The following is a 23,567-nucleotide window of genomic DNA, read 5'->3' as shown; positions in this document are numbered from 1 at the left end:
TGTGACGGAGGGTCGCGCATGTTAAATGTATTTGATATCGTTAAGTTAACAAAGATAGACCATAAAGAAGTCGACAGTAATCAAGTGGTTGTTACAGATGGTAACGGTAAGCCCAATGCGATTTTGACAGAATTATTGAATGATGTTGTGGGAAATATGCGGATCTTTATTAACATGGAAGATGTTTATTCGGTCGATGACTTAATGCGCGCATTGGCCGCCCATACGCCATTGCCACAAGATGTCTTAGAAGAATATGAAAAGGTATTGCGGGAACCGATTTATAACATTAATTTTGTGCCGAAAAGGGGCCAAGTTGAAGTTGTGATCGGTGAAGGCTAACGTGATTGTCATAATCATGATAAGATGTTAGTCAACTCATTGTGATGAAAATCAGGGCCATTCGTGGGACCTGATTTTTTTGTGCTGAATTGATGATAGTGGCTGTCACGAGGACTGATCAATATGTGGTTGCGGGAAAGTGTTGGTTCGATTTAACGATACCGGCACCTGCGTTATAATGGAGTCAACTTATGGTCATGAAATGTGATAGGTTATTGTAAATGGTCATAGATTGTTTACCGCATCGTACGATAGGAGGAGTGCTCATTATGCAATTAAAATTAGAACGGATTTACACGAAACCAGTTGATACGGATGGTTATCGGGTGTTGGTAGATCGCTTGTGGCCCCGGGGTATTTCGAAGGTTAACGCTCAGTTGGACAATTGGGTAAAGGAAATTGGCCCGTCGACCACGTTACGTAAGTGGTTCAATCATGAACCGGCGAAATATCCCGAATTTGTCGATCGTTACCGGGCTGAATTGGATGAGAATCCCCTGACGGCCAGCTTTATTAGTCAAGTTGCTGAACAACTGACGAAGACGAATGTGATCTTATTGTTCGGTGCCAAGGACGAACAACATAATCAGGCAGTGGTACTGCGTGATTACCTGAAGGATAGTGGTCAATTACCAACCGCTTAATATAAATTGCGTAATATTGGTATAGATGAAATTGGGATTAGGCCTGCAATAAACTGCGCCCATCAAATTATTTTAATTATTTTTTGAAAACGCTAGCAATTAGCTGCGAATTTTGCTATGATTATGTTGTTAATTAATGACGTCAACTATTACAGTGCACAATAATGGGGGCTGCATTGTTAGGCAAGCAAGATTGGGGATAATTTTATGATAAACTTATGTGTGTTACCAAGTACCGCAAGTTGTCGCAAGGCCCACCGGTGGTTACTCGAACACCGGATCCCGTTTCATGAACGTAATATGAATGCACAGCCGTTAACGGAGACTGAAATCAAGCACATGCTACAGTACACGTACAATGGCATTGATGATTTAATCAGTACTAAGTCCAATGCTTATCACCAACTGAGTAAAACGACACCGATTGAAGATATGCCATTAAGCGAAGCTGTTCGGGTATTAAGCCAAACACCGCAATTATTGCGGCGGCCAATTATTTTTGACGATCACCGACTTCTGTGCGGCTTTAACCAAGATGAGATTCGGATGTTTATTCCACGTGAACAGCGCGTACTCAAGATGCAAGCAATGTCAGAACATCAGATGGCTTAAAATGATCGGCTTATGAGTTGATGCCGTGTTTTTGGGGCGAAACATTATAAAACAGTACTACTTACTTGCCAGTATAAACTGATTGGCACAGTTAAGCGGTGCTGTTTTGTGTGTAAATTGACAAATTACAGCCATTTAGTTAGTATACTAACTAAATAGTGGAGGGTAAAATGGATAATATTGGTTATTTACTAATGCAGTTTTCCAAACAGTTACGTTATCAGCTAAATCAACGGCTAATTGCTAACGGATTGACGATTCAACAATGGGCTGTGATGCAACAAATCAGTCTTTGGGTCGAAAGAACGGCGCAACAGCCGACTGCCAACCAGCTGTGCCACGTTCTCGATATGGACCGGCCGACGATGTCAGGAATTCTTCGACGCTTAGCTGCCAAGCAATTGGTTGAACAGGAAGTTAATCCAGCGGACCAGCGGGCAAAGCTACTACGCTTGACCCAAGTTGGCATACAAGAATTGCAGGCCGGCCAGCATATTAGCGATCAGGTCGTTGCGACGGGGCTTCAGAAATTGACGGCTGCTGAAAAACAGTCTTTAAGACAACTGTTAAAAAAACTAGGGAGCGATTAATAAAATGAAAATACTGGTGATTGGTGGGACGGGAAATATTGGCTTACCGTTAATTCAATATCTAGATCAACAGGTGGGAGTGCAAGTCGTTGCTGGTGCCCACAACTTACATAAAGACGAGCAACTATTGGCTGCGTATCCGGACGTCGAAATTCGACGTTTTGATTTTTTGGATGAAACGACCTTTGATGCGGCGTTACACGGTGTTCAAAAGGTCTTTTTCGTGCGGCCACCACAGCTCGCTAAACCCAAGCAAGATATGTGGCCTTTTCTCAAATGCCTGCAAGCACACCACATTGAGCAGGTCGTATTTGTTTCGTTGATGGGCGTTGAGCATAATCCAATGACGCCGCATCATCAAATCGAGCAGATGATCGAACAGCTACAGTTACCGTACACATTCATTCAACCGAGCTTCTTTATGCAGAACTTGAATACCACGCACCGCGTCGACATTCAGCAAAATCACGATTTGTTTATCCCAGCTGGGCGGGCGAAGACGAGTTTTATTGATACCCGCGATATCGGCGAGATTGCGGGTGTGGCATTATTGGACGCGCAATATTTACAACAAAAATTGACTGTGACTGGTCCAGAAGCGCTGACTTATCAGCAAATTGCGGCGCTAATGACTGAATCCTTTGGTCACCCGGTAACATATCATCGGCCGAGTCTATGGCGGTTTCGCCGCGTGATGTTGAAGCGGGGCATCAAAAAGGACTACGTTAATGTCATGGTGATGCTGTATTTGATTACCCAATTGGGCAACGCAAAACGTGTGACCGATACGGCTGAAAAGGTGCTGGGACATGCACCACGAACGATGACAACGTACTTACGGGATTATGCGGATCAATTACAGTAGTCAGGTCGAGGAGTAGGCAGAATATTTGGCAGGCGTTGGTTAATCTAGTGGTGAAGATAGCCCAAAAAACAGTTACCTCATTTTGAGGTAACTGTTTTTTAGCGGACATATCCAGTACAGACTAGCTAATTCAAGCAAACAGGCATTGAAGTAGGATGCCTGCTGATTTTTATAAGCGATAACGACTAGCAAATACAATGCTTAGGCATACTTATGTGCAATTTTAGCCGCAACGGCCGCAGCAATCGCACCAACTAGGTCATCAATAAACGTGTTAACAACACCTGACTTATCAGTATCTAACTTCTTAATGACGCCTTCTTTAACTTTATCCACGTAACCATAATTAGTGACGCCGATGGTGCCGTAAATATTCGCCATATTAAGTGCTAAGCCTTCATCAACACCGAAGACGCCGGCGTCACTGGCAATAATAGATTGGAGCGGTTCGTTCAGCTGGCCTTCTGTGGCAAGTCGGTCGAGTTCTAACGCAACCATCGCATTGTTCAATAGTTCGCGCTTGTGTAGTACTTCTTGCGTCTCCATTTCGCACTCTTCAATCGTTAAGTTAGGGACGTATTTTGTTTGTAAGTTGTAGGTGATATGCGCAATTTCATGATAAGTAATCCCTTTTGCGGCTAAGGCTTGAATGACGAACTCATACGCAGCCTTATCAGGATATTTAAACGTTGGTTTTTCCATAGTTACCCTCCAGAAATAAACAATTTGAGTAGGTTAGTTATTTAACCTAGTAAGTCCATTATAACGAGATGGGTGGCTAAAGAATATGATTTGGGTTCAATATTCGTTGGTGCGGGTTAAAAAGGCGATTGTTGAAAACGATGACTGGTTATTTTAATTGAAACGCGTAAAATAAGACTGTTAAACATAATGAAGGGTAAGATAATTTTGATGAAACGTTGGCGAACGGTGATTCAATTGTTATTGATTGTTTTTGTTATCGGTGCGGCTGTGATTTTAGTTGGGGCCCGGAATCATGATACCAAGATTACGAAAGTAACGAGTCAATTGACACCGCGTTCTGCACGAATATTAAAGAATCAATATGACCAGTCAAAGACAGCGACGGTCTTTTTACATGGCTACAATGGTGGGGCGTATTCGACGAACTATCTGATTCGTAAAGCTGAAAAAGCGGGGGCTGCGCAAAAAGCATTAGTGGTGCACGTGTATAAGGATGGCGTGATGGCTTTTAAGGGGTACTGGAAAAACTCCATCAAGAATCCGATGGTCCAGGTTGTCTTTCAAGATAATCACGCCTCACAAAAAGCCCAGATTTACTGGCTACACCAAGTCCTAGTCCAGCTAAAAACAAAGTATGGCGTCAAGGCTTATAATGCGGTCGGTCACTCCCTCGGGGCCAATGATATTGTTAATCAGGCGCTGAAGTATGGGCATGACAAGCACTTACCAACGTTGAATAAGATCGTGACGATTGGCGGACCATTCGATGGCCTGACTGGTTTCCTAAGCACCCAGACGGAAAGTACAGTTCGACAATTGGACGTTAAACCGGGTCGCTTCACGAAGCACTTTTCAGAAATGCTCAAGTATCGCCACAATTTTCCGGGCAACGTGAAACTACTCAATGTCTATGGAGATACAAACACGGGGTATAACAATGATGGTTTTGTGGGTGTCGCTTCAGCGCGCTCAATTCGGTACTTGTTGCGCGGAAAATTAGCACAGTATCAAGAAGCTTTCTATAGTGGGGAACAGGCGGCGCATTGCGCGTTGAATCAGAATCCAAGTGTCGCTCACAAGATGATTGCCTTTTTGTGGTAAGTGTTATTGTGTCAGGATGAGTGCATTAAATAAATGAGGTCGTTCGGGTAAATGCTCGGGCGGCTTTTTTCGTAGCGCCAAATTAGGCGGTCAAACGCAGCAACTACAGCTTTGGTGACGTTTTCAATAAAAAGAACAGCTTTAGAAAACAAAGTATTGCGACCTATTCGTCGTTAAAAACAGGGGTTAACAGTTAAAAATCGCAATTAAGTGAAAGCTAGAGCGTGCTATAATGACACAACATTAAGATTTAACAACAAAGTCATTAAAATTTGTGGAGGGATCTTATGAAAATAACTAATGCTGATGGCACGATCCGGGCGCTTAGTAACCGGCATGTCCAAATGATTGCAATTGGTGGCACGATTGGGACAGGATTATTTCTTGGTTCAGGGAGTACGATTTCAAAGACGGGACCGTCAGTCATGTGGGTGTACTTGGTGTTGGGCTTCTTCTTCTTTTTAATGATGCGGGCAATTGGTGAGATGTTCTATTCTGATCCTACCCAACACACATTCGTGGCGTTTATTTCCCGCTATTTGGGACCGAGTGTTGGTCATTTTACAGGGTGGACCTATTGGATCGGTTTGATTTTTGTCTGTATGGCTGAGCTGACGGCTACGGCAACGTATGTCAAATTTTGGTTACCAAATGTCCCCGCCTGGCTAATTGAGATTAGCTTCCTGTTAATTTTGGCGGGCGTTAATTTAACGGCTGCACGGTTATTTGGCGAAGCAGAGTTCTGGTTTGCGATGATTAAGATCGTCGCAATCGTTGCACTGATTATCACTGGTATTTTCATGATGGTGGGACATCACCCAACCCCATTAGGCCAGGCTTCAATCGGCAATTTGTTCCATAATTATCAGGTCTTTCCCAATGGGATAGCTAACTTTATCTCGGCATTTCCAATGGTCTTCTTTGCTTTTCAGGGCATTGAATTTGTCAGTATAACGATTGGTGAGGCCAAGAACCCTCACCGCGTTATCAAAAAGGCGGTCAATGAAACTTTGTTGCGGATCTTGTTGTTTTATATTGGTGCGTTAATTGTCATTATGGGCATTATTCCGTGGACATCACTGTCACCCGATAGCAGTCCGTTTGTGCAAGTCTTCAAGTTGGCAGGATACCCAGCAGCGGCCGCCATCATTAACTTTGTCGTCTTAACGTCGGCAGCCTCATCGCTAAATAGTTGTTTGTTCTCAGCTGGACGTCACTTCTATCAGCTAGCCACTGAAATGCCAGTTACGAGTCGCATGCACCAAATCTTTGGTCAGATTTCGAAAAGTGGTGTGCCGGCAGCAGCAATCGTGTTGTCCGCGGTACTAGTGCTAGTGACCCCCATCATGAGTTTAAGTGCTGCAACGACGGCAGTTTTTACCGTCGTGACCGGGATCTCTAGTGATATGTATCTGATTGTTTACACGCTGGCGATGCTGGCCCACCGGAAGTACCGGCTATCTAATGACTATCTGGCGGATGGGTTTAAGATGCCGGCGTACCGAATCACGAGCCCACTGACGATTGCCTTTTTTGTTCTCATTTTTGCCAGTCTATTCTTCATTCAAGCTGATATTGTCGGTGCAATCGGTGCGATTATTTGGACGTTACTATTTGGTGGCATCACTTTTGCCCACCAAGCGCGCTTGCGAGCTGTAACACGGTCGTAATCTTAAAATGAGAATTATATTATAAAATGGCTTGACGATGATAAAAGATGGTGGTATTGTTAATCACAAGTTAATAACTGTACGATAACGTTACATCAAGTAGACATAGTGGTAGGTGTCAGGAAGCCGGTGGTTGCTGCGAACCGGTCAGCTACTATGATTGAAATACGGTAACCGAGTTTCGACTGAACGGATAATAACTAGAACCGTTATCTTCTAGTGAGTGGTGGATTAAGTGTCAATAATCCGCAACCTGGGTGGTACCGCGACTAGTCTAATCGTCCCTGTTGTTCATATGAACAATGGGGACGATTTTTTTGATGAAGAGGATGAGAATAATGACAAATCAACGCTGTGGTGGGATTGCACGATATTAAAATTTTGATGATGAATATGCGTCACTGGAATTTTATCAATCGAAGGGGTAATAAATTATGAACAAAACAAAAGCACCACAAATTAGTACCTTAGAAGCAGTCATTGTCTTACTGGTCGTCCTCGGAATTATGAGTGCGGGTGTGATTGGTTGGGGATTATCGCCCCAAGTTCCCGTATTACTCGCAATGGGCGTTGTCACTGCTTGGGCGATGTTGCGCGGTTTTCCATGGTCAGCAGTTAATGCCGGGATTAAAGAGGGCATTGATAAAGGAATCGTGCCAATCTTCATCTTTATTCTCATTGGTGCGATGATTTCAACTTGGATTGCGGCGGGAACGATTCCCACACTCATGGTGATTGGATTCAAAATCATTAATATTCAGTGGTTTTTGCCATCAGTCTTTATTGTTTGTACCCTAGTCGGTGCGGCGGTCGGCAGTGCCTTTACGGTAACATCGACGGTCGGAATTGCCTTTTTCGGCATGGGCGTGACCATGAATCTGAATCCAGCCTTAGTTGCCGGTGCAATTATCAGTGGTGGAATCTTCGGCGATAAATTATCACCATTATCAGAAACCAATAATTTAGCTTCAGCCGTAGTGGATACTGATCTTTTTACGCACATTAAACATATCTTATGGAGCACGCTACCGGCCGGGCTCATTTCATTAGGCTTGTTTGCTATGCTGGGGCACAGTAATACGGAGACAAGCTTAGCCAAGATCAATCAAACAGTTGCGGTTTTAAATGGTCATTTCAGTATCTCAGCCTTGGCATTATTACCAATCGTCTTAGTCTTCATTTGTGCCGGGTTTAAAATGCCAGCCATTCCAACGATGCTTTTAAATATTTTTATTTCGGCGGGCTTGATTCTATTTGAACAGCCTGGGCTATCAATGACGAAGTTAACCGCCATTATTAACACGGGATTTGTTTCGAAGACGGGGAATACGAGTGTTGATACGTTGCTTTCACGGGGCGGAATTGTCAGCATGATGAGCATGGTTGCGTTAATTGTGGTTACGCTATCCTTAGGAGGATTGTTGGTCAAGTTTGGACTGATCAATCAAATTATGACGCCGGTTGCTAAGCACTTGAATAGCGATGGCAAGTTAGTATTGGCGGGTGTATTAACTTGTATTGGTGTCAACGTGTTTGTTGGTGAACAATTTCTTTCGATTATCTTACCAGGGCGCGCTTTTCGCCAGGCATTCAATGATGGTGGCTTATCCGGAAATGCACTGGGGCGGGTCCTTGAAGATGGCGGTACGGTAATCAATTACCTAGTCCCGTGGGGCGTTGGCGGCGTCTTCCTGACGACGACGCTGGGAGTACCGACCGTCCAATACTTACCGTTTGTTTTCTTCAGTTTACTTTGTCCAGTTATCTCGGTAATCAGTGGTTTCACTGGTGTTGGTATGGCGCACTTGAATCAGCAAACTGCAGTGAAAACTAAGCATGTGACTGCGACGGAGGTTTAATCGTTGGTCGATCAGTTCACTTTAGGGAAGGTTGACGAATGACTGTTAAAATAGTTACTTTATGTGGGTCTAGAAAATATGTGGCAGTATTTGAAACGGTTGAACTGGCTCTGGGTAAACAAGGTGTTATTGTTTTAAAGCCAGTTTTCAGTGATGAAGTATTAACACCAATTGAACTTCAGAATTTACGCCAGACACATTTGAAAAAAATCGACTTGGCAGATGAAGTAGTGGTCATTAATGTCGCTGGCTACATTGGTGAGCGGACTAGGCAAGAAATTGGCTATGCGCAGCGTCAACATAAGAGAATTCGGTACTACGCAGTTACGGAAAACGAGCATTAATTAAAATGACCAGTATCGAAGAATATCGATACTGGTCATTTTGCGTTGATTTAGTAATCTTTACTTGAGTTTAGTAGCCGCTTGAAAATCTGCGTACATGGGATGGTTCAAATTGATCCCGCGTGATTTGGCAATGAACCAAGCTAAGACTTGGAACGGAATAATCGCAAGTAGTGGGGCTTTATACGGATCTGCAACGGCTTCGAGCTGGAGGGTTTGATCATCATTGACGGTCGGCTGGTCACCAGTGAGACTGATGGTATAAATGTGGGGCGTTAATCGCGATTCGTACGTCTTGACGGCCTGTAATTGGGTCATGACAGCCGGGTCTGTATTGATTTCAAGATAGAACTGACAGTGATCTTCATGCGTCCCCATAAAGCCACCGTGGGTAAATGAGGCTAATGAGTAACCATGCGTTGGTACCCGGAGGATTTCGGTGAATTTGGCTTGCATTTCAGTTAGTGTTCCAGCTAGGACGTTAGCACCGATAGCTGTAAATTGAGGGGCGTTAGTGAAATCAATAGTGAACTTACGGTAGAAGTCGTTCGCCCGTTGAACAGTTGGATTCATGCTTTCAATCAGAAAACTGAACTCGTCTAATTCTTGATTGACTGCTAATTCGGTTAACCGTGCTTGAAGGGCAGCACTGCGGACGGCAAGCAACATTAAAGTGAGCACGATGGCTTGAAAGCTTAGTGTAATATAGGGCACTGATTCTTTGCCAGTTAGTAAGTCACAAGTTGCATCGGCCATTGCGGTCAGAGCAGTCGATTTTTGATTAGTCACGATAATGACATGAGCTTGACTGGCCGTGTGAGCTTTTTCGATTGCCGCTTGCATGGTTGGATCATCATCTTTTAGAGAAATCCCGATAACAACATCGACACTGGGATCAGCTTCCTCATAAGTGACGTAGAGGTCGGCCGCGGCAATGGTCACTTGGAGGGCGGCCGTCTTTTGCATGTATAAGCGGGCGGTGTTGGCGGCGTTGAGTCTTGAACCAGTTGCGAGGATCAACCAGTGTTGTGGATGATCAGGGGTGGCAGTCAAGGCCGCCGTAATCTGTTTGGGATAATTGGTTAACAACCGCTCTAGTACTGGCTGTTCCCGACGAATGTATGAGAGCATGGTCGGATTATTCATCATCATCAAAATTATCAGCTCCTAAAAATAGTTATGTATATTTATACTGATTTAGTTTTATTGTAAACGTAAATGAACTTATAGTCAGCAAAAGAATGTGTAAAAGTAAGTCGGTTGATAAAGCCAATGGATGCTAAGTTTAAGGTCGATCGTTTAAAAAATGTGGCCGAATACGACTGGGTGGACACTGGTTTGGTAAACGTCCCTCCGCTTGTTCCCCATTGGTACCACGGACTACTAGCACATGGTAAGCCTTGGTAGCCGCTGAAGATGACCGGTGTAATGCTTGGACTAGTCACCACTGTTAGCCAGCGTCCTCGTGCAGGTAGACTGACATGAATGGTAACCCGTATCGCCGTCGATGTTGGGGCCCAGATGATGAGCTGAGTTCACAGGCACTATGAATCCGAAAATCCCAGCCTAGGTTCATTTTACCAATCATGATCATAATTAGGGCTTGCATGTAACTGAAAAGGCTGGTAAAGTAAGGAACAATTTATCAATACAACTAATTGCCTATATAATGCCATGATATGGATGGCGAGTTTCTACCCAGTGCCGTAAACACTGGACTATAAGCGAATTGAGTCGACGGGTCTACACTGCTTAATTTGCCGTGTGGACCCGTTTGCTTTCTCCGTAGGCAGACTGACTAGTGAGGAGAAAATAACGATGACGAAGACAGTTGAAATGGTGATTACTGGTGCACAAGTGTTAAACGTTTATACCCGTGAATTTGAAGCCACCAGTTTGTGGATCGATCACGGCCGGATTATTAGTAACTTGCGTGACGAGCCGTACATAGCGGCCCAGCATGTCGATGCGACCGGTCAGTGGATCGTTCCCGGCATGATCGATGCACATGTGCATATGGAGAGTTCGATGGTGGCACCTAGCGAGTTGGGAAAAGTCTTACTACAGCACGGCGTCACGACAATTGCGACTGATCCACATGAACTTGCCAATGTTGCGGGTATTGCTGGCATTCAGTACCTAATTGATGATGCGCGCCAAACCCCACTAGATGTCTGTTTCATGCTACCGTCATCGGTTCCCTGCGTGCCTTTTGATGATAACGGCGCGACTTTACACGCTGCTGATTTACGGCCACTTTACCAACAACCAGAAGTGCGGGGGTTAGCGGAAGTAATGGATTACGGGGCCGTGGCGCGTGGTGACGCTGATATCCTGGCTAAGATTAGTGATGCCTATGCGCATGGCTATCATGCGGATGGTCACGCCGCTGGTTTGAATGCACACCAACTCAATGTGATGCGTGATGCGGGACTAGATACTGACCATGAATGTATGACAGTGACGGAAGCGCTGGATCGAATTAAAGCTGGCATGTACGTTTTCTTACGTGAAGGTACGGTTGAACGGGACATCTTACCAACGATTGGGGCGGTGACCGAAGCTAATGCGGGCCGGTTTGCCTTTTGTACGGATGACAAGACGATTAGTGACCTGATTACGGAAGGGTCGATTGACTATAACGTGCGTTTGGCGATTCAGAGTGGGATGCTCCCAGAGTTGGCCTACACATTGGCTAGCTTCAATGGGGCGACTGCCCATCGGTTAAGTGATCGCGGGAGTTTATCAGCGGGTCAGTTGGCTGATCTGGTGGTCTTAGACAATCTCGAACAAGTTAGCGTTGCACGAACGATGAAACGAGGGCAGTGGGTATTACCAAGTGCGACGAAGCCGTTGCCGTTTACTGCCACACGTGTCCAGCACCATACGCAACTGAGTGACCTTCAGTTGCCAGTTGCGACCGGATTGGCGAATGTGATTGGGGTGCAACCGAATCATATTGAGACGGATCACTTAACACAACCGATTGCTGCAACGCAGAATTTTGAAGCGGATTGTCAACGTGACGTGCTCAAAATGGTCGTTATTGAACGTCACCATAACACGGGGAAAGTGGGCGTCGGTTTAGTTCATGGATTTGCACTGAAGCACGGCGCCATTGCCGGCACAGTGGCTCACGACGCTCATAATATCGTGGCGGTCGGGACGTCAGATGCCGCTATTTTACGGGCGGTTAACCAGATTACCAAGGATAACGGGGGGATTGCGGTCGTTGACGATGAACAAGTGCTAGCGACTATGCCCCTGGCCATTGGTGGCTTATTATCGGCGGCGACCTATACGACGGCGGCGAAACAGCTGGCTGACCTTAAACGGGCGTATGCGGTCATTAGCGAGCAACCGCTGAGCTTTGATCCGTTCATTACGTTATCATTTCTGACATTACCTGTGATTCCAACGTTGAAGTTAACGGCACGAGGCTTATTTGATTACGCGACCTTTGACTTTATTCCAGTTGCGATTCAGGATAACCAACGCCAAACAGTTGAGGTACAATCGTTTGGCGGCTTAGATTAAGCGATGACGGATTTTTAACTGACCAACGATGCAGTTTAAAACGCACGTCAAAATAGGCTTAAATCAGAAAAGCCCCGCAACAGCTAACTAAAATGGTTAGCTGTTGCGGGGCTTGCTGTGATTTTAGTGGGTAAAATGGTCACTGTGACTAAGCATTGTTAACGCGGGGGTAGCTGATGGGATTGCCGCTCTCATAAGCGGGAAGATCAGCGATTCCGCGGTAAACGGCTCGTTCAATCTGTTGCAGGCCGCCGCCATCCGCAATCGTCATTTTAATCCCGTAATGTTTGACGGCTTTATTCAGCGTTTTGGAAGTGGCGTGCTTGTTCTGATTTTGAATCATGACGACGAGATCGGCCTGGCCAATCTGCCGGTAATAGAAGTTGGTGCTATTACTGTGCTTAAAAGCGTCAATCAATAACGTATGCCCGTTGTGCTCGTCAATGAGTTGCGTAATCTGTGGTCGGCGCGTACCAACGTCGCCCATGACGATGGCAACTGTTTTTTCGTGCAGATCAAAGTCTAAGGTGCGTAGCGTCACTGGTACGGTAGTTGTGTGGACAGTGGCCTTTTTAGCTGGTTTGGATGCTTTATTCGAGGTCGGTTGACTCGAGCTATGATGAACGTAACGAATAACCACCTTCTCAGGCCGCTCCTTATACCAAGCCAGGTCGACTAATTGACCATTACTGATGCGCTGATACTGCGCTTCTTGACTAGTGAACGTAACATCGTTCATTGCCGGATTGAGCGACGATAAGGTTGTGCCGTTATAATCTTGTTCGATGTGATAAGTATCATCGGTGTCTTGATAATGAACAACGAAAAATGCTGCGACAGTAATCGGATCCGCTGTAGTAGCGTGACTAACGATTTTATCAATATAAGGTTGTCGATGTTGCCGTAAATTTTGTTCTAACAGGACCTGATCATCGTGGTGAATCACCAGTTGTCGGGCCAAAATTTCATCGTAGTGGTAGCGTGGTGTGCCGGTCGGATCATTGGGGTCGACTAAATCAAACCCCTTTAAATCGCGCTTTACTTGCATGATTGTTTGCCCATTGGATTGTGCAGAAGTTGTTTTGACGGATGATGATGAATCTTCCGCGTTTGCTTGCGTAGCGTGGCCGCTGGTCTCATTGTGTGAGTTACTAGTGGCTAGTCTAGCTATGCGTGCATTATCCGAATCTACGATGGTATCAGGATCAAGCGCCAGGTTTAAGATTTCCTGAATCGCTTTGGCACCCTTGGCGAGGCCTTCATCGGTAGGTCGAATCATGGTCAATGTTCGGGCAATGGCGGTACGATAATCGCGATATTTTTTCAAATTAGGACCTCCGTTATTATTTAGTAAATTGGTCAGCGCAGACATGGTTCTGTGCTGGCTAAAAAGATATTTGGTACAGGGTCAGGTCATAACCAACGATATGTATGTGTTAATACCACGAGCCAAAATGATTGTGTTATGCTGGTTTAAAGAACCAAGTAGGTCATCAATTGCCAGTACTTATCAACTATTGTGCCATAGATTGTGGCTGGACGGGTATAAAAAAACAATAAAAACGAGTTAGTGAAGTCTTTTCAAGATTAGCTGAGCTTTAGCGCAAGTATTGGCTGATTGGAACAATGGCAATTGTTGTGAAAGGTCGGCTTACTAACACAGCAATGGTCAATTGAATTGGCCTTACGGGTGATTACTTATAAAATGATATAGCGGCTATCAGACGACAACGAGTGCGTTGACTTGTTTGTGGATTGCAATAGTCGAGCATCACATTCAGGATAAGTGGGAATGAAGTTGGAGGCGCAGCAGATGGCAAGAGTTAGATTTGAGAATAAACGGGTCAATATGAGCAAACTCAGTCAGTTTGGATTTGAACCCAATCAGAATGGTCAGTATCAGTTCCGAACTTTAATTATGCAAGGCCAATTTGAAATGATAATCGAGTTGAACACTGATGGCAGTCTGAACACGACATTAACGGATACGACGACTAGTGAAGTATATGTTTTACACCTGACATCCCAAGCCCATGGTCAGTTTGTAGGTCAAGTAGCGCAGGCTTATCAAGATGTTTTATACAACATCGAACAGCATTGTTACGATAATGACGTCTTCCAATCGACCCCGGAGCGTAAGCTGATTGCGCAAGTCAAAGCTGTTTATGGTGACGATCTTGAGTTCTTGTGGCCTAAATTTCCACAAAACGCGGTTTGGCGACGCTCAGACACGCACAAATGGTATGGCGCATTATTGACGGTAACTTCCGATAAACTGGCGTTGCCGGGCGCAACACATGTTGTGACGGTATTAGATTTGCGAGCGCGCCCAGAAGACTTATCTATGCTGATTGATGGACAACATTATTTACCGGGCTATCACATGAATAAGAAACATTGGTATTCAATTTTGCTTGATGATGTGGTACCACTTGCCACGATTATGGACGACGTAAAAGTTAGTTATATGTTGGCCAAGTAGGCTTTGAATGCGAGTGGTCGGTCTCACCCTAAACCGAAGCATTGAGCATTAACTAAAAAATCGTTCCCAAGAAGACATCTGGGAACGATTTTTTTGATTAATGATTGGTAAAACCATCGTTAGTGACTATTAGATTGAATAATTAGCGCGAGGCATGGTGCCGACTGCGGTACCAATCGAAGGCGAGCGTTAATAGCATGTAAGCAAAATCAACGAGAATTGCTTCTTTTAGTGGTACGTTGAGTAAAACGACTGAAACGAACGTTAAAACAACGACAAAAGTCAGTGCCGATTGTGCCCATCGTAAGAGCCATTCTGGCATGGTTAGCTCACATCCTTTGTTATGGGAGTTGTGGTTGTTGATGAGACTGATGATTGTGGCCGATCCCGTAATGCACGTAGCGCCCAAAGAATTGAGACCGTATCAACAACTTCTTGAAGCATAGCGCCAAAGAGTGCCGGAATGATACCAGTGCTGGCAATCAACATCAAGATCGTACAGATAGCAATCCCAATCCAAACGGCTTGTTTAGCCACTTGCATGGTATCTTTAGCAATGCGCACCGCCGTGACCACGCGACTGAGATCGTCTTTTAAGATGACGACGTCGGCCGATTCACTAGCGGCAGTTGAGCCATGGGCGCCCATGGCAATGCCGACGTCAGCAACAGCCAAGGAAGGCGCGTCATTAACACCATCACCAACCATGATAACGGGGCGTTCGGCCGCTGGTACAGCCTTTAAGTGGGCAATCTTATCTGCGGGTAGGAGGTCGGCAGCAACGGTATCGATACCGACATCGGCGGCAATATGATCAGCAATTGCCTGTTGGTCACCAGTAAGCATCATGACGTTTTGAACGCCCTCAGCGTGGAGTGCTTGAAGCGTGGCGGCTGCTTCGGGGCGGACATTGTCGATAAACGTGATGTAACCTGCGTACTGGTCATCAATGCCGACGTAGATAGCAGTGGTAGCAAGTGGCTTGGCGGTTGTAGTCGGTGCGACGAATTTAAGTTTGCCCACTTTGACCTGTTGCTGCTCAATCATTGCCGTGACCCCATTACCCGTTACTTCTGCTAATTGTGTTGCCGGGCTGAGGCTAGTGGCACTCGCATACTTGACGAGTGAGCGGGCCAGGATATGACTTGAGTTTTGTTCAGCGCTCGCTGCGAGGTGCAAGATTTGTTCGGCAGTAAAACCAGGCTGAGGAACAATTTGGTTGACTGTTAATTGACCACTGGTAATGGTCCCCGTCTTATCAAACGCGGCGGACTTAGCCGTAGATAACTTCTCCAACATGTCCCCAGTTTTGACCACGATTCCGTTCCGACTAGTTCGGCTCATCCCTGAGACGAGTGCAACGGGTGCGGCGAGAATCAGCGGGCAAGGTGAAGCCACTACGAGGACTTCTGCAAATCGGTGGGGATCACCGCTGAATGCCCAAGCTACTCCGGCAATGACGTATGCTACCAAGGTGAATGGGACTGCATAGCGATCGGCCAGCCGTACGAATTTGGCTGGTCGTGATTCGGATTCTTTAACCAATTTGACTAACTGTTGGTATTGACTATCAATGGCTAATTTATCAACAACCATTGTAACGGCACTATCGCCGTTGACCGCACCAGACATAATGTCATCGCCAACGTGCTTGTCGACTGGTTTAGATTCACCCGTCAATGAAGATTCATCAAAGAGTGCCGTTCCTTGAATAAGGTGACCGTCTACTGGAACTAGCTCACCAGGTTTGACAACTAGCTGATCACCAATTTGGACATCTTCAACGGCAATATCTGTTAATTGGCCGGCGACTGAGCGGTGGGCAATACGTGGTGAATTATCGAGCAAGGCTTTCAATTCGGTATTCGCTCGTTTGGCCGCATAATCTTCTAACGAGTCACCCCCAGTGAGCATAATTAGAACGACAAGGCTAGCCCAATATTCGCCGACAGCTAGTGTTGCCACAATCGCCGTAATTGCTAATAAATCAACCCCGTACTTACCTGAACGTAAGGTTTTGATCATCTCAACTAACATTGATAAGGCCATAAGTGACCCCATTAATGTAATGATGATTTGTGTTGCCAATTGGTAGTGCAAACCAAACTGTAAAATAACCGCAATGATACCGACGCTGACCGTTAAAATTAATTTATAGTAGTGCCGCATGCAGTTCCCCTCCTTTTAGATGATAACGTTTTTTTACTTGTTACAAGAATAACATGAAATCGGTTTAATTGAAACAAATAAGAATGATTCTAAACTGAAAACTAATTATTACGAAAACTTTTAAAAAGTTTCAGAAAAAATATGGGTGTAAAACTCGTCTAATCCTTGATGGGTTAGGCCTCGACGGCTCAAAATGGTTGATTTTACTTCTGATTTAATACTAGTATACTTATAAACGAACATCAGATATCAGAAAATACTGAAATCAGCATTTGTATAAGCCAACGTGCGCTGTGCAGGTGGTAACTCGTTACCCGGTACTAAGCGCTTTTTTGGTGCACCAAGCAATTAATCTAACAGTTGTGCGGTGAGCTTATCTGGTGATTCAAGGGGGTTATCTATTAGCAAGAGCAGTGTAACCATTAATCGTTACGTGGTGTGACGACGGTCGTGTGCTAAAGGCACGATGGTAATAGAAACACTAGCTAAACAAGATGAACACCAACGTCGATTAAGCAATTAAAAATCATTTGTCAGTATGGCGTTGTCCGGATTCAACCAACGGAAAGAAGGAAATTCTGCTACTGATTTTGAGTTAGCACAAACAGAATGCGGATGACAATGCCGGTCAAACCTGATTCAGTCAGGGTGCTGAGTGCTCCGAGGATTAACTCGGAGGGGTGTACCGATTGCTAGTCGGAAATTTACGCGTGGGGACTACCGTTGCTGGTAGGAAGAACCACGAATTTGATCTAAATATAGAGAGTATATGCTCAGTAGCAGGTTTATTATTTTAAAAAGTAAGAATATTGATTGGTGGGTCTATTTACCAACAATTGGGCTCTTTGCGGCGGCTTCCGTTGTTTTATTAATGGGGGGCCATTCGCTGGAGACGAGTTTAAGTGGCATCTTGAACTGGCTCACAAATAACATGAGCTGGCTTTATATGTCGGTATATGTGATCACTTTTATCTTTTTCATTTACTTAGGGTTTAGTAAGTTAGGGAAAACCAAACTTGGTGATCCCGATGACAAACCAGAATTTTCAACGTATCACTGGGGCAGTATGGTTTACGCGACCGGGATCGATGCCAGCATCTTAATGTTGAGCATGGTTGACCCGTTACGGTACCTCCAAAGCCCTTCATTCGGCGTCAAGCCGTTTTCAACTTCTGCATATAATTATGCGCACATGCTGGGACAATTTAATTGGGGACCAATGGCGTGGATGATGTTTGCGCCAGCCACGATTGCAATTGCCTATGCAATGTATGTTAAACACGTCAAGGTTCAGCGGCTCAGTGCCGCAATTTCAGTACTCCAAGGTCCTGGTAAGGGTAAGCAGATTGCCCGCAACACGATTGATTTTCTCGTTATTATCGGGATTATGGGTGGTGTTGGGACCTCGGTCGGGATGGAAATCCCCGTTATTTCAAAAGTTTTGAGTACCGTCACTGGTATCGCCGATACAATGACCTTAAAGTTAGGGTTGTTCGCCCTATTATTCGTAATCTTCGCCATGGCCGTTTTCAATGGCTTGAAGAAGGGGATTGGCCGCTTAAGTGCCGCCCACGTTTGGTTAGCGATTGGCTTCTTGATTGTTGTCTTAATTGTTGGCCCAACGTTGTATATCTTAAACTCAGAAACGAATAGTATTGGGTTGTTTATCAATAAATTCATTACTTTGAGTACGAATACCGCACCAAATGGTCACGCAACGGCCATGCAACGGCAGACGATCTTCTACTGGGGCTGGTGGTTATCCTTTATGCCAGTCATGGGCTTATTCATTGCCCGGATTTCCCGGGGCCGGACGATTCGTCAGGTGCTCGGTGGTATGTTGCTATGGGGCTCATTAGGTTGTGTCAGTTTCTACGCCATCTTGGGTGGTTATGCCTTATACTTGCAACGGATGGGCATCGTTAACTTAGTTCACATCTTGAACACGCAAGGGCAAGCCGCTGTGATTGCTGCCGTATTATCGACGTTACCACTGAAGATGATTATGTTGGCTTTGTACTGCCTCTCTTGCTTTATCTTCTTGGCAACGACGGTTTCTTCATTCGCCTTTATCACCTCGTCATTTACCAGCAAAAAGCTGGCCGCAGGGGAACAACCAAGTCGCTTCAATCGGATGAGCTGGGTCGTTATCTTCCTAGTCTTCTCATTGGGGCTCGTCACGGTTGGTGGCTTTGAATCGATTCAGTCCATCTGTGCGATGTCTGGCTTCCCATTAACGATTGTCGCGCTCGTCTTACTGTACTCGATCCATCACGACTTAACGACTGATCCAGTCAAGGAAGCCGCGAAAGCCAATGCCAAAGCAGCTGAATTAGCACGCCGGAAACGGTTAGCACGTGACGTTGAAATCACGACTAAAACTGACTACGCACGCGAACGGCGCACCGCACGGAAACGTGAAACAGAAGCCGATTAGCGCTACTCAGTCGAACTAAATATATCAATAAACTAGGCTCGTATTATGAATTTCCATAATGCGAGCCTTTTAAGATTGGCCCACCTGTTTGAAATAATGGTAGAAAGATGCCTTTTTAAGGTTGGTTTTCTGTTCGTCAGCCGGTGCGCGTCCTATTCCGACCTCCGGGGCTGGGTGCCAATTGCTGGAACGCAGCCGACGTCGATTTGAGCTAACGCATAACCCGCGTCATCTCAAATACGAGTCTTATTCTAAGCCGGAAGAAAATCACTTCCGACTAAGAATAATTTGGCTACTGAGCATTGTCACCCAGCCCCTACAGTCGGGAACCCGCTCGAATGGCTAATGAACGGCCACTTAACCTGGGTATAATTGGTCGTTCGCTATTTTGATACGGGAACTTTAAACGAAACGTTAGAGTTGTATTAACCACTTTGTCGAGATGGTCAATTATTACGATGTTGATTGAGGAATAGTGAGACATCCCAATATCATTTTCATCCTGACAGTTGACTGACAAAATTACTGTTTATGAAAAACAATGACAAATTCATCAAAAATTGGGTACATCTTCGTCCGCCATTCGAATACCATCCCGACTGGAAGGCGTTTCTGACAATGCCCAGTGGTGAAATTTCACTTAGCAAGCGTCCTTTGCTTGGTTAGTGAAAGGCCAGTATTTGAGACGTGCTTTTCGGCTCAAATCTGTGCCCACCACGTTCCGGCAATTGGCAGAAATGCCTGGAGGTCGGTGTAGGACGAACCAACCAAAAAAGTTTACGCTAACCCGAACTGTTTCCAGCGGTCCTAAGCTGGTGGCTGTTGACTTTAAATAAAGGCATCTTTCTACCATAATTCAGGTGGGATGGATTAGAATGATAGCGATGAGATAGTAAGGGGAGGATTGGCTATGGCGATTAGCAATAGGCATGTTAGTTTTAAGCGGCCGGCGTGGTTGGGAGATTCGATTACGGCAGATAATGAGTTGGCGACGGTGCATTATCATGATATTTTGGCGGCTGATTGGGATGTTGAGCGGAGCGATAATTTGGGGATATCCGGTTCGACGATTGGGAGTCGTTATGATGCGATGGCGGCACGCTATCAGGATATTCCGGAGGATGCTGATTTTATTGCTGTGTTTGGGGGCGTTAATGACTATGGTCGGGATCAGCCGTTAGGGCAATACGGTGATTGCGATATAACGACATTTTATGGGGCGTTGGCGGTGTTATTGACGGGACTGCAGACGAATTGGCCGACCGTGCCGAAGTTGTTTATTTCGGCGATTCATATTGGTTCGGATTTTGGGGGTAGCTTTAGTGCGGTGACGAATGGTCTCGGATATCGGCAGGCAGATTATGAGGCAGCGATTGCCCAGGTGACTGCGGATTATGGTGTTCCGCATTTGAGCTTGTATCATGATGCGGGGATGACGTTTGCCGTTCCTGCTCAGGCAGCCATTTATTCGGTGGATACTTTGCATCCGAATGATGCTGGTCATCGCGTGATTGCGCGCAAGGTGCAGGTGTTTTTGGATAGCCACTTTTAGGCTGGCCTAGTTAGTAATAGTATAGTTGATCATAACTAAAAGCAGCAGTCCGCTCTGACTAGCGCGGACTGCTGCTTTTCTAAATGTCAAAACGGCTACTTGGCTTTTTTCTTAGTCTTGGGCCCCTGTTTATGCTTTTGTTCACGAAGCAAGTCTTTGAAAGTCTCGATTTCAGTAGTGTGCTTAGCCATCCATTCTTTGTAGTTAGAATGGGAGTCGGTATCACTGATTTTAAGGCCGGTTTCTAACCAAAATAACGCTTCGGTTAAGGAACCGAAATTGTGAAACCAGAGTGTGTGGCCATTGTCAGAGTCCATGGCAACGTAGGACTTGTAGTGGGGCGTTAAAAAGGTATGTTTAACAATTTTGAATGCGGCCCGGCGCCGGGTTAGTTTGTAATCCGGTAAGATGTAGCGGCCGGGATGGGCCAGGTGCGGGACGGAATTCTTTCGTTGTTCTTTGTACTCAGTCAACATCGCTTTAGCGCGCTCAGGACTGATAAGAGTGATATCAAATTTTGGCATAGCAGGGCTCCCCTTGGTGAATTGCAGTATGGTTGATTATATTAGTCAAATAATAAAACTTATACTATAATGATAGCGCAATTTCGTGAAAATTCGAAATATAAAAGCCTGAAAATTAGGGATTTTCCCTTTCTTACAGTAAATTTAAGTAAAATAAATCGGAGGCTTGATTATGAGTACAGCACCCCTCAGTTCATTTGAAAAAGATATCCCAGCAGTAACCGAATTATTAGCGGCTGATGCTGAGTTGCAGGCGTTTTTTGTGGCCTTGACACCCGGTTATCAGCGTGAATGGGCTCGATTTATTTTCGGGGCCAAGGCTCAAGCGACTAAGGAGCGGCACGTTGAGGTCATGAAGACGGTCTTTCAGGCTGGCTACAAGTCCAAGCGGGCTTATGATAGTCGGCCGGATAAATAGGCAGTTTTCCGGCGTATACTGCGAGTTCAGACTGACTACGATTAATAATCAGGGTGCGACCACGAGAAACTAGGCGGGTTGCGTCCTGATTTGCTCTAATTACCGTCAGTTTCGCGAGTAGCGGGCCTTGTGAGTGCCTGTAACGCTTCCAATTTTGGTTTCCGAGTGTTGAGCGTGGCTTTAATTGCGATGCTGAGCGCGCGTTTTAGGCGCTCCAAACGGGGGGGTGTCCTGGCTGACGTCATCACCATAAATCGTTTCTAGTGGTGTCTACCAGACGGGGCCGGGGTTGGTCGTATCCCCGTTATGACGAGGAAACAGGTGCCAATGAACGTGAGCATCACCATTGCCAAGTAATTCAATGTTCATTTTGTCCGCGTGAAAGGCCTGTGCGCAAGCTTCCTGGACGATGCTCATCTCTTCAAGGAATCGTAACCGCTCGTGTGCCGGCAAATGATGTAATTCGGTGACGTGATGTTTGGCTAAAAAGAGCGTGTAGCCTTCAAAATACTGGCTGTCTGCAAGGACCACGTAACCAGTTGTGAGTTCGCAAACGAAATAGGGGTTCTGGTGCGCTTGGATCAACTTGATTCGTTCACAGATTGTGCAAGGAGCTGTCATTTGCTCACCTCCTGAGTCTTGATAGGATTAGTATACGCGTAAATGTGGCGAGCACGTCTAAAATGTTAAAGCTGCGCCTAAAAAAACGACGACCTGAGAACCGATACTGGTTAGGGTCGTCGTTTGGGTAGTCAAACTAATTGTCAATTCTGTTAGGTCAATCGTGATTAAGGTAAATCGTTACCGGCTGCAAAGTAGATATCGTACCATTCCTGTCGGCTAAGTGTAACGTCCGCCCCGGCAGCGTTTTGAGCGAGATGTTCCGGATTCATCGTACCAAGGATGACTTGGAAGTGAGCCGGGTGTCGAAGGATCCATGCGGTCGCAATGGCTGATTTCGTGACCTTTTTCTCATCAGCGAGTGCTTGCATGGCATTATTAAGTTCTGGAAACTTCGGATTATCTAAGAAGATCCCCGCGAAGTTGCCGTATTGATAAGGTGACCAGGCTTGAATCGTCATCTTATGGAGCCGTGAGTATTCGATTATCTCGCCGTCGTGGTTAAGACTACGTTCGTCCTGCATGTTCGTGTGTAAGCCAAAGTCGATCGCACCGGTATGCATGATACCAAATTGGAGTTGGTTGATGATGAGCCGTTGGTTTAGTGCCGCTTGGAGCATGTCAACTTGCATGGGATTGAAGTTAGAGACGCCAAAGTGGCGCACTTTGCCACTAGCCTGTAACTCGTCAAACGCGGCGGCAACTTCTTCTGGTTCCATCAAAGCGTCCGGTCGGTGGAGGAGGAAGGTGTCGAGATAATCAACCCCTAAGCGTTGAAGTTCGCCGTCAACGGCTGCCAGGATGTGTTGTTTGGAGAAGTCATAACGCTTGCCAGGAACGATGCCGCCCTTCGACTGGATATAGAGCTGATCACGCGTCACGTGAGCCTGTTTGAGCGCCTGACCGAAGATGGTCGATGATTGGCCACCACCGTAGATATCAGCTGAATCAACGTAATTGATGCCTAAATCAGCAGCAGTATCGATAACCTTGGTGGCTTGGGCGACATTCAGGGCATCCATGCGCATGATGCCGAGCGCCACGCTGGAAGCTTGAATATTACTGTGACCTAAATTAATCGTTTTCAAAACTAAA

General features: G+C 45.6%; 22 protein-coding genes, 1 pseudogene and 1 riboswitch. Of the genes and pseudogenes, 14 read left to right on the top strand and 9 right to left on the bottom strand.

All coding sequences use genetic code 11. The annotated features are described in order from the left end of the window. Positions 1–18 precede the first annotated feature (18 nt). The 5 genes from V7R88_RS13450 to V7R88_RS13430 all read left to right on the top strand — a co-directional run bounded on the left by V7R88_RS13450 (position 19) and on the right by V7R88_RS13430 (position 3,053). Complete coding sequence (locus V7R88_RS13450) at positions 19–342, top strand: hypothetical protein (RefSeq protein WP_003642958.1); 324 nt, start codon at positions 19–21, stop codon at positions 340–342. Between the two features lie 269 nt (positions 343–611). Continuing rightward, a complete protein-coding gene (locus V7R88_RS13445) occupies positions 612–986 on the top strand; it encodes a DUF488 domain-containing protein (RefSeq protein ID WP_003643505.1) in 375 nt (124 codons plus the stop codon). A 207-nt stretch (positions 987–1,193) separates the two neighbouring features. Then, positions 1,194–1,598 (top strand): Spx/MgsR family RNA polymerase-binding regulatory protein, encoded by a 405-nt coding sequence (locus tag V7R88_RS13440; protein ID WP_338816271.1) that lies wholly within the window; start codon positions 1,194–1,196, stop codon positions 1,596–1,598. Positions 1,599–1,768: 170 nt separating this feature from the next. Further along, positions 1,769–2,188, top strand: a complete 420-nt coding sequence (locus V7R88_RS13435) for a MarR family winged helix-turn-helix transcriptional regulator (RefSeq protein WP_033609012.1) — start codon at positions 1,769–1,771, stop codon at positions 2,186–2,188. Positions 2,189–2,192: 4 nt separating this feature from the next. After that, the gene (locus V7R88_RS13430; RefSeq protein ID WP_054396335.1) at positions 2,193–3,053 is read left to right on the top strand and encodes an NmrA family NAD(P)-binding protein; all 861 of its coding nucleotides are present in this window, start codon (positions 2,193–2,195) and stop codon (positions 3,051–3,053) included. A 201-nt stretch (positions 3,054–3,254) separates the two neighbouring features. On the opposite strand, the gene V7R88_RS13425 is transcribed toward V7R88_RS13430, so the two are convergent. Then, a complete protein-coding gene (locus V7R88_RS13425) occupies positions 3,255–3,755 on the bottom strand; it encodes a phosphatidylglycerophosphatase A family protein (RefSeq protein WP_003642953.1) in 501 nt (166 codons plus the stop codon). 189 nt (positions 3,756–3,944) lie between these two features. On the opposite strand from V7R88_RS13425, the gene V7R88_RS13420 reads away from it, so the two are divergent. The 4 genes from V7R88_RS13420 to V7R88_RS13405 all read left to right on the top strand — a co-directional run bounded on the left by V7R88_RS13420 (position 3,945) and on the right by V7R88_RS13405 (position 8,732). Continuing rightward, positions 3,945–4,859, top strand: coding sequence for an alpha/beta hydrolase (locus tag V7R88_RS13420; protein WP_173556614.1), 915 nt, complete (start codon positions 3,945–3,947; stop codon positions 4,857–4,859). Between the two features lie 287 nt (positions 4,860–5,146). Then, positions 5,147–6,529 (top strand): amino acid permease, encoded by a 1,383-nt coding sequence (locus V7R88_RS13415; RefSeq protein WP_054396333.1) that lies wholly within the window; start codon positions 5,147–5,149, stop codon positions 6,527–6,529. A gap of 434 nt (positions 6,530–6,963) precedes the next feature. Then, the gene (locus V7R88_RS13410) at positions 6,964–8,388 is read left to right on the top strand and encodes a Na+/H+ antiporter NhaC family protein (protein WP_072535156.1); all 1,425 of its coding nucleotides are present in this window, start codon (positions 6,964–6,966) and stop codon (positions 8,386–8,388) included. Between the two features lie 38 nt (positions 8,389–8,426). After that, positions 8,427–8,732 (top strand): hypothetical protein, encoded by a 306-nt coding sequence (locus tag V7R88_RS13405; protein ID WP_054396331.1) that lies wholly within the window; start codon positions 8,427–8,429, stop codon positions 8,730–8,732. A 60-nt stretch (positions 8,733–8,792) separates the two neighbouring features. Here V7R88_RS13405 and V7R88_RS13400 read toward each other — a convergent pair whose 3' ends face one another. Both V7R88_RS13400 and V7R88_RS13395 read right to left on the bottom strand, forming a co-directional pair. Beyond that, positions 8,793–9,893: an SIS domain-containing protein gene (locus tag V7R88_RS13400; RefSeq protein ID WP_003642853.1), complete on the bottom strand. Its 1,101-nt coding sequence runs from the start codon at positions 9,891–9,893 to the stop codon at positions 8,793–8,795. 289 nt (positions 9,894–10,182) lie between these two features. Beyond that, positions 10,183–10,341: a hypothetical protein gene (locus V7R88_RS13395; RefSeq protein WP_162985471.1), complete on the bottom strand. Its 159-nt coding sequence runs from the start codon at positions 10,339–10,341 to the stop codon at positions 10,183–10,185. A gap of 33 nt (positions 10,342–10,374) precedes the next feature. Next, positions 10,375–10,473: riboswitch (purine riboswitch) on the top strand. Positions 10,474–10,550: 77 nt separating this feature from the next. Between V7R88_RS13395 and ade the strand changes: the two genes are divergently transcribed. Further along, a complete protein-coding gene (gene ade, locus V7R88_RS13390; protein ID WP_054396329.1) occupies positions 10,551–12,269 on the top strand; it encodes an adenine deaminase in 1,719 nt (572 codons plus the stop codon). A 148-nt stretch (positions 12,270–12,417) separates the two neighbouring features. Here ade and V7R88_RS13385 read toward each other — a convergent pair whose 3' ends face one another. Beyond that, entirely contained in the window at positions 12,418–13,596 is a 1,179-nt protein-coding gene (locus tag V7R88_RS13385; RefSeq protein ID WP_054396327.1) for a DUF2325 domain-containing protein, read from the bottom strand. Positions 13,597–14,082: 486 nt separating this feature from the next. Between V7R88_RS13385 and V7R88_RS13380 the strand changes: the two genes are divergently transcribed. Beyond that, positions 14,083–14,751, top strand: a complete 669-nt coding sequence (locus V7R88_RS13380; protein WP_015826060.1) for an MmcQ/YjbR family DNA-binding protein — start codon at positions 14,083–14,085, stop codon at positions 14,749–14,751. A 142-nt stretch (positions 14,752–14,893) separates the two neighbouring features. Here the strand turns inward: V7R88_RS13380 and V7R88_RS13375 are convergent, their stop codons facing one another. Continuing rightward, positions 14,894–15,073, bottom strand: coding sequence for a hypothetical protein (locus tag V7R88_RS13375; RefSeq protein ID WP_003642849.1), 180 nt, complete (start codon positions 15,071–15,073; stop codon positions 14,894–14,896). Positions 15,074–15,075: 2 nt separating this feature from the next. Further along, a complete protein-coding gene (locus V7R88_RS13370) occupies positions 15,076–16,920 on the bottom strand; it encodes a heavy metal translocating P-type ATPase (protein ID WP_054396326.1) in 1,845 nt (614 codons plus the stop codon). Positions 16,921–17,689: 769 nt separating this feature from the next. Here V7R88_RS13370 and V7R88_RS13365 point away from each other — a divergent pair. After that, complete coding sequence (locus tag V7R88_RS13365; RefSeq protein ID WP_054396324.1) at positions 17,690–19,357, top strand: BCCT family transporter; 1,668 nt, start codon at positions 17,690–17,692, stop codon at positions 19,355–19,357. A gap of 910 nt (positions 19,358–20,267) precedes the next feature. Beyond that, positions 20,268–20,909, top strand: a complete 642-nt coding sequence (locus V7R88_RS13360) for an SGNH/GDSL hydrolase family protein (RefSeq protein WP_054395945.1) — start codon at positions 20,268–20,270, stop codon at positions 20,907–20,909. A 95-nt stretch (positions 20,910–21,004) separates the two neighbouring features. Here V7R88_RS13360 and V7R88_RS13355 read toward each other — a convergent pair whose 3' ends face one another. Beyond that, complete coding sequence (locus tag V7R88_RS13355; protein WP_003642842.1) at positions 21,005–21,433, bottom strand: hypothetical protein; 429 nt, start codon at positions 21,431–21,433, stop codon at positions 21,005–21,007. A 172-nt stretch (positions 21,434–21,605) separates the two neighbouring features. Between V7R88_RS13355 and V7R88_RS13350 the strand changes: the two genes are divergently transcribed. After that, positions 21,606–21,851: a YdeI/OmpD-associated family protein gene (locus V7R88_RS13350; RefSeq protein ID WP_054395943.1), complete on the top strand. Its 246-nt coding sequence runs from the start codon at positions 21,606–21,608 to the stop codon at positions 21,849–21,851. Positions 21,852–22,124: 273 nt separating this feature from the next. Here V7R88_RS13350 and V7R88_RS13345 read toward each other — a convergent pair. Together V7R88_RS13345 and V7R88_RS13340 are read right to left on the bottom strand one after the other, a co-directional pair. Then, positions 22,125–22,472: pseudogene (locus V7R88_RS13345) on the bottom strand (HIT family protein); the annotation flags it as partial. A gap of 167 nt (positions 22,473–22,639) precedes the next feature. Beyond that, positions 22,640–23,560 (bottom strand): aldo/keto reductase, encoded by a 921-nt coding sequence (locus tag V7R88_RS13340; RefSeq protein ID WP_054395940.1) that lies wholly within the window; start codon positions 23,558–23,560, stop codon positions 22,640–22,642. Positions 23,561–23,567: the final 7 nt, after the last annotated feature.

Origin of the sequence: Lactiplantibacillus argentoratensis (assembly GCF_037290055.1) — a bacterium.
GTDB classification, from domain to species: Bacteria; Bacillota; Bacilli; order Lactobacillales; family Lactobacillaceae; genus Lactiplantibacillus; species Lactiplantibacillus plantarum.
This window is presented reverse-complemented; position numbering and strand designations above follow the sequence as displayed.

Excerpts from the sequence above, each read along its gene's own strand:
- V7R88_RS13450 (WP_003642958.1), top strand. The coding sequence starts at position 19 with ATGTTAAATGTATTTGATATCGTTAAGTTAACAAAGATAGACCATAAA.
- V7R88_RS13445 (WP_003643505.1), top strand. The coding sequence starts at position 612 with ATGCAATTAAAATTAGAACGGATTTACACGAAACCAGTTGATACGGAT.
- V7R88_RS13440 (WP_338816271.1), top strand. The coding sequence starts at position 1,194 with ATGATAAACTTATGTGTGTTACCAAGTACCGCAAGTTGTCGCAAGGCC.
- V7R88_RS13435 (WP_033609012.1), top strand. The coding sequence starts at position 1,769 with ATGGATAATATTGGTTATTTACTAATGCAGTTTTCCAAACAGTTACGT.
- V7R88_RS13430 (WP_054396335.1), top strand. The coding sequence starts at position 2,193 with ATGAAAATACTGGTGATTGGTGGGACGGGAAATATTGGCTTACCGTTA.
- V7R88_RS13425 (WP_003642953.1), bottom strand. The coding sequence starts at position 3,755 with ATGGAAAAACCAACGTTTAAATATCCTGATAAGGCTGCGTATGAGTTC.
- V7R88_RS13420 (WP_173556614.1), top strand. The coding sequence starts at position 3,945 with ATGAAGGGTAAGATAATTTTGATGAAACGTTGGCGAACGGTGATTCAA.
- V7R88_RS13415 (WP_054396333.1), top strand. The coding sequence starts at position 5,147 with ATGAAAATAACTAATGCTGATGGCACGATCCGGGCGCTTAGTAACCGG.
- V7R88_RS13410 (WP_072535156.1), top strand. The coding sequence starts at position 6,964 with ATGAACAAAACAAAAGCACCACAAATTAGTACCTTAGAAGCAGTCATT.
- V7R88_RS13405 (WP_054396331.1), top strand. The coding sequence starts at position 8,427 with ATGACTGTTAAAATAGTTACTTTATGTGGGTCTAGAAAATATGTGGCA.
- V7R88_RS13395 (WP_162985471.1), bottom strand. The coding sequence starts at position 10,341 with ATGCAAGCCCTAATTATGATCATGATTGGTAAAATGAACCTAGGCTGG.
- ade (WP_054396329.1), top strand. The coding sequence starts at position 10,551 with ATGACGAAGACAGTTGAAATGGTGATTACTGGTGCACAAGTGTTAAAC.
- V7R88_RS13380 (WP_015826060.1), top strand. The coding sequence starts at position 14,083 with ATGGCAAGAGTTAGATTTGAGAATAAACGGGTCAATATGAGCAAACTC.
- V7R88_RS13375 (WP_003642849.1), bottom strand. The coding sequence starts at position 15,073 with ATGCCAGAATGGCTCTTACGATGGGCACAATCGGCACTGACTTTTGTC.
- V7R88_RS13370 (WP_054396326.1), bottom strand. The coding sequence starts at position 16,920 with ATGCGGCACTACTATAAATTAATTTTAACGGTCAGCGTCGGTATCATT.
- V7R88_RS13365 (WP_054396324.1), top strand. The coding sequence starts at position 17,690 with ATGCTCAGTAGCAGGTTTATTATTTTAAAAAGTAAGAATATTGATTGG.
- V7R88_RS13360 (WP_054395945.1), top strand. The coding sequence starts at position 20,268 with ATGGCGATTAGCAATAGGCATGTTAGTTTTAAGCGGCCGGCGTGGTTG.
- V7R88_RS13355 (WP_003642842.1), bottom strand. The coding sequence starts at position 21,433 with ATGCCAAAATTTGATATCACTCTTATCAGTCCTGAGCGCGCTAAAGCG.
- V7R88_RS13350 (WP_054395943.1), top strand. The coding sequence starts at position 21,606 with ATGAGTACAGCACCCCTCAGTTCATTTGAAAAAGATATCCCAGCAGTA.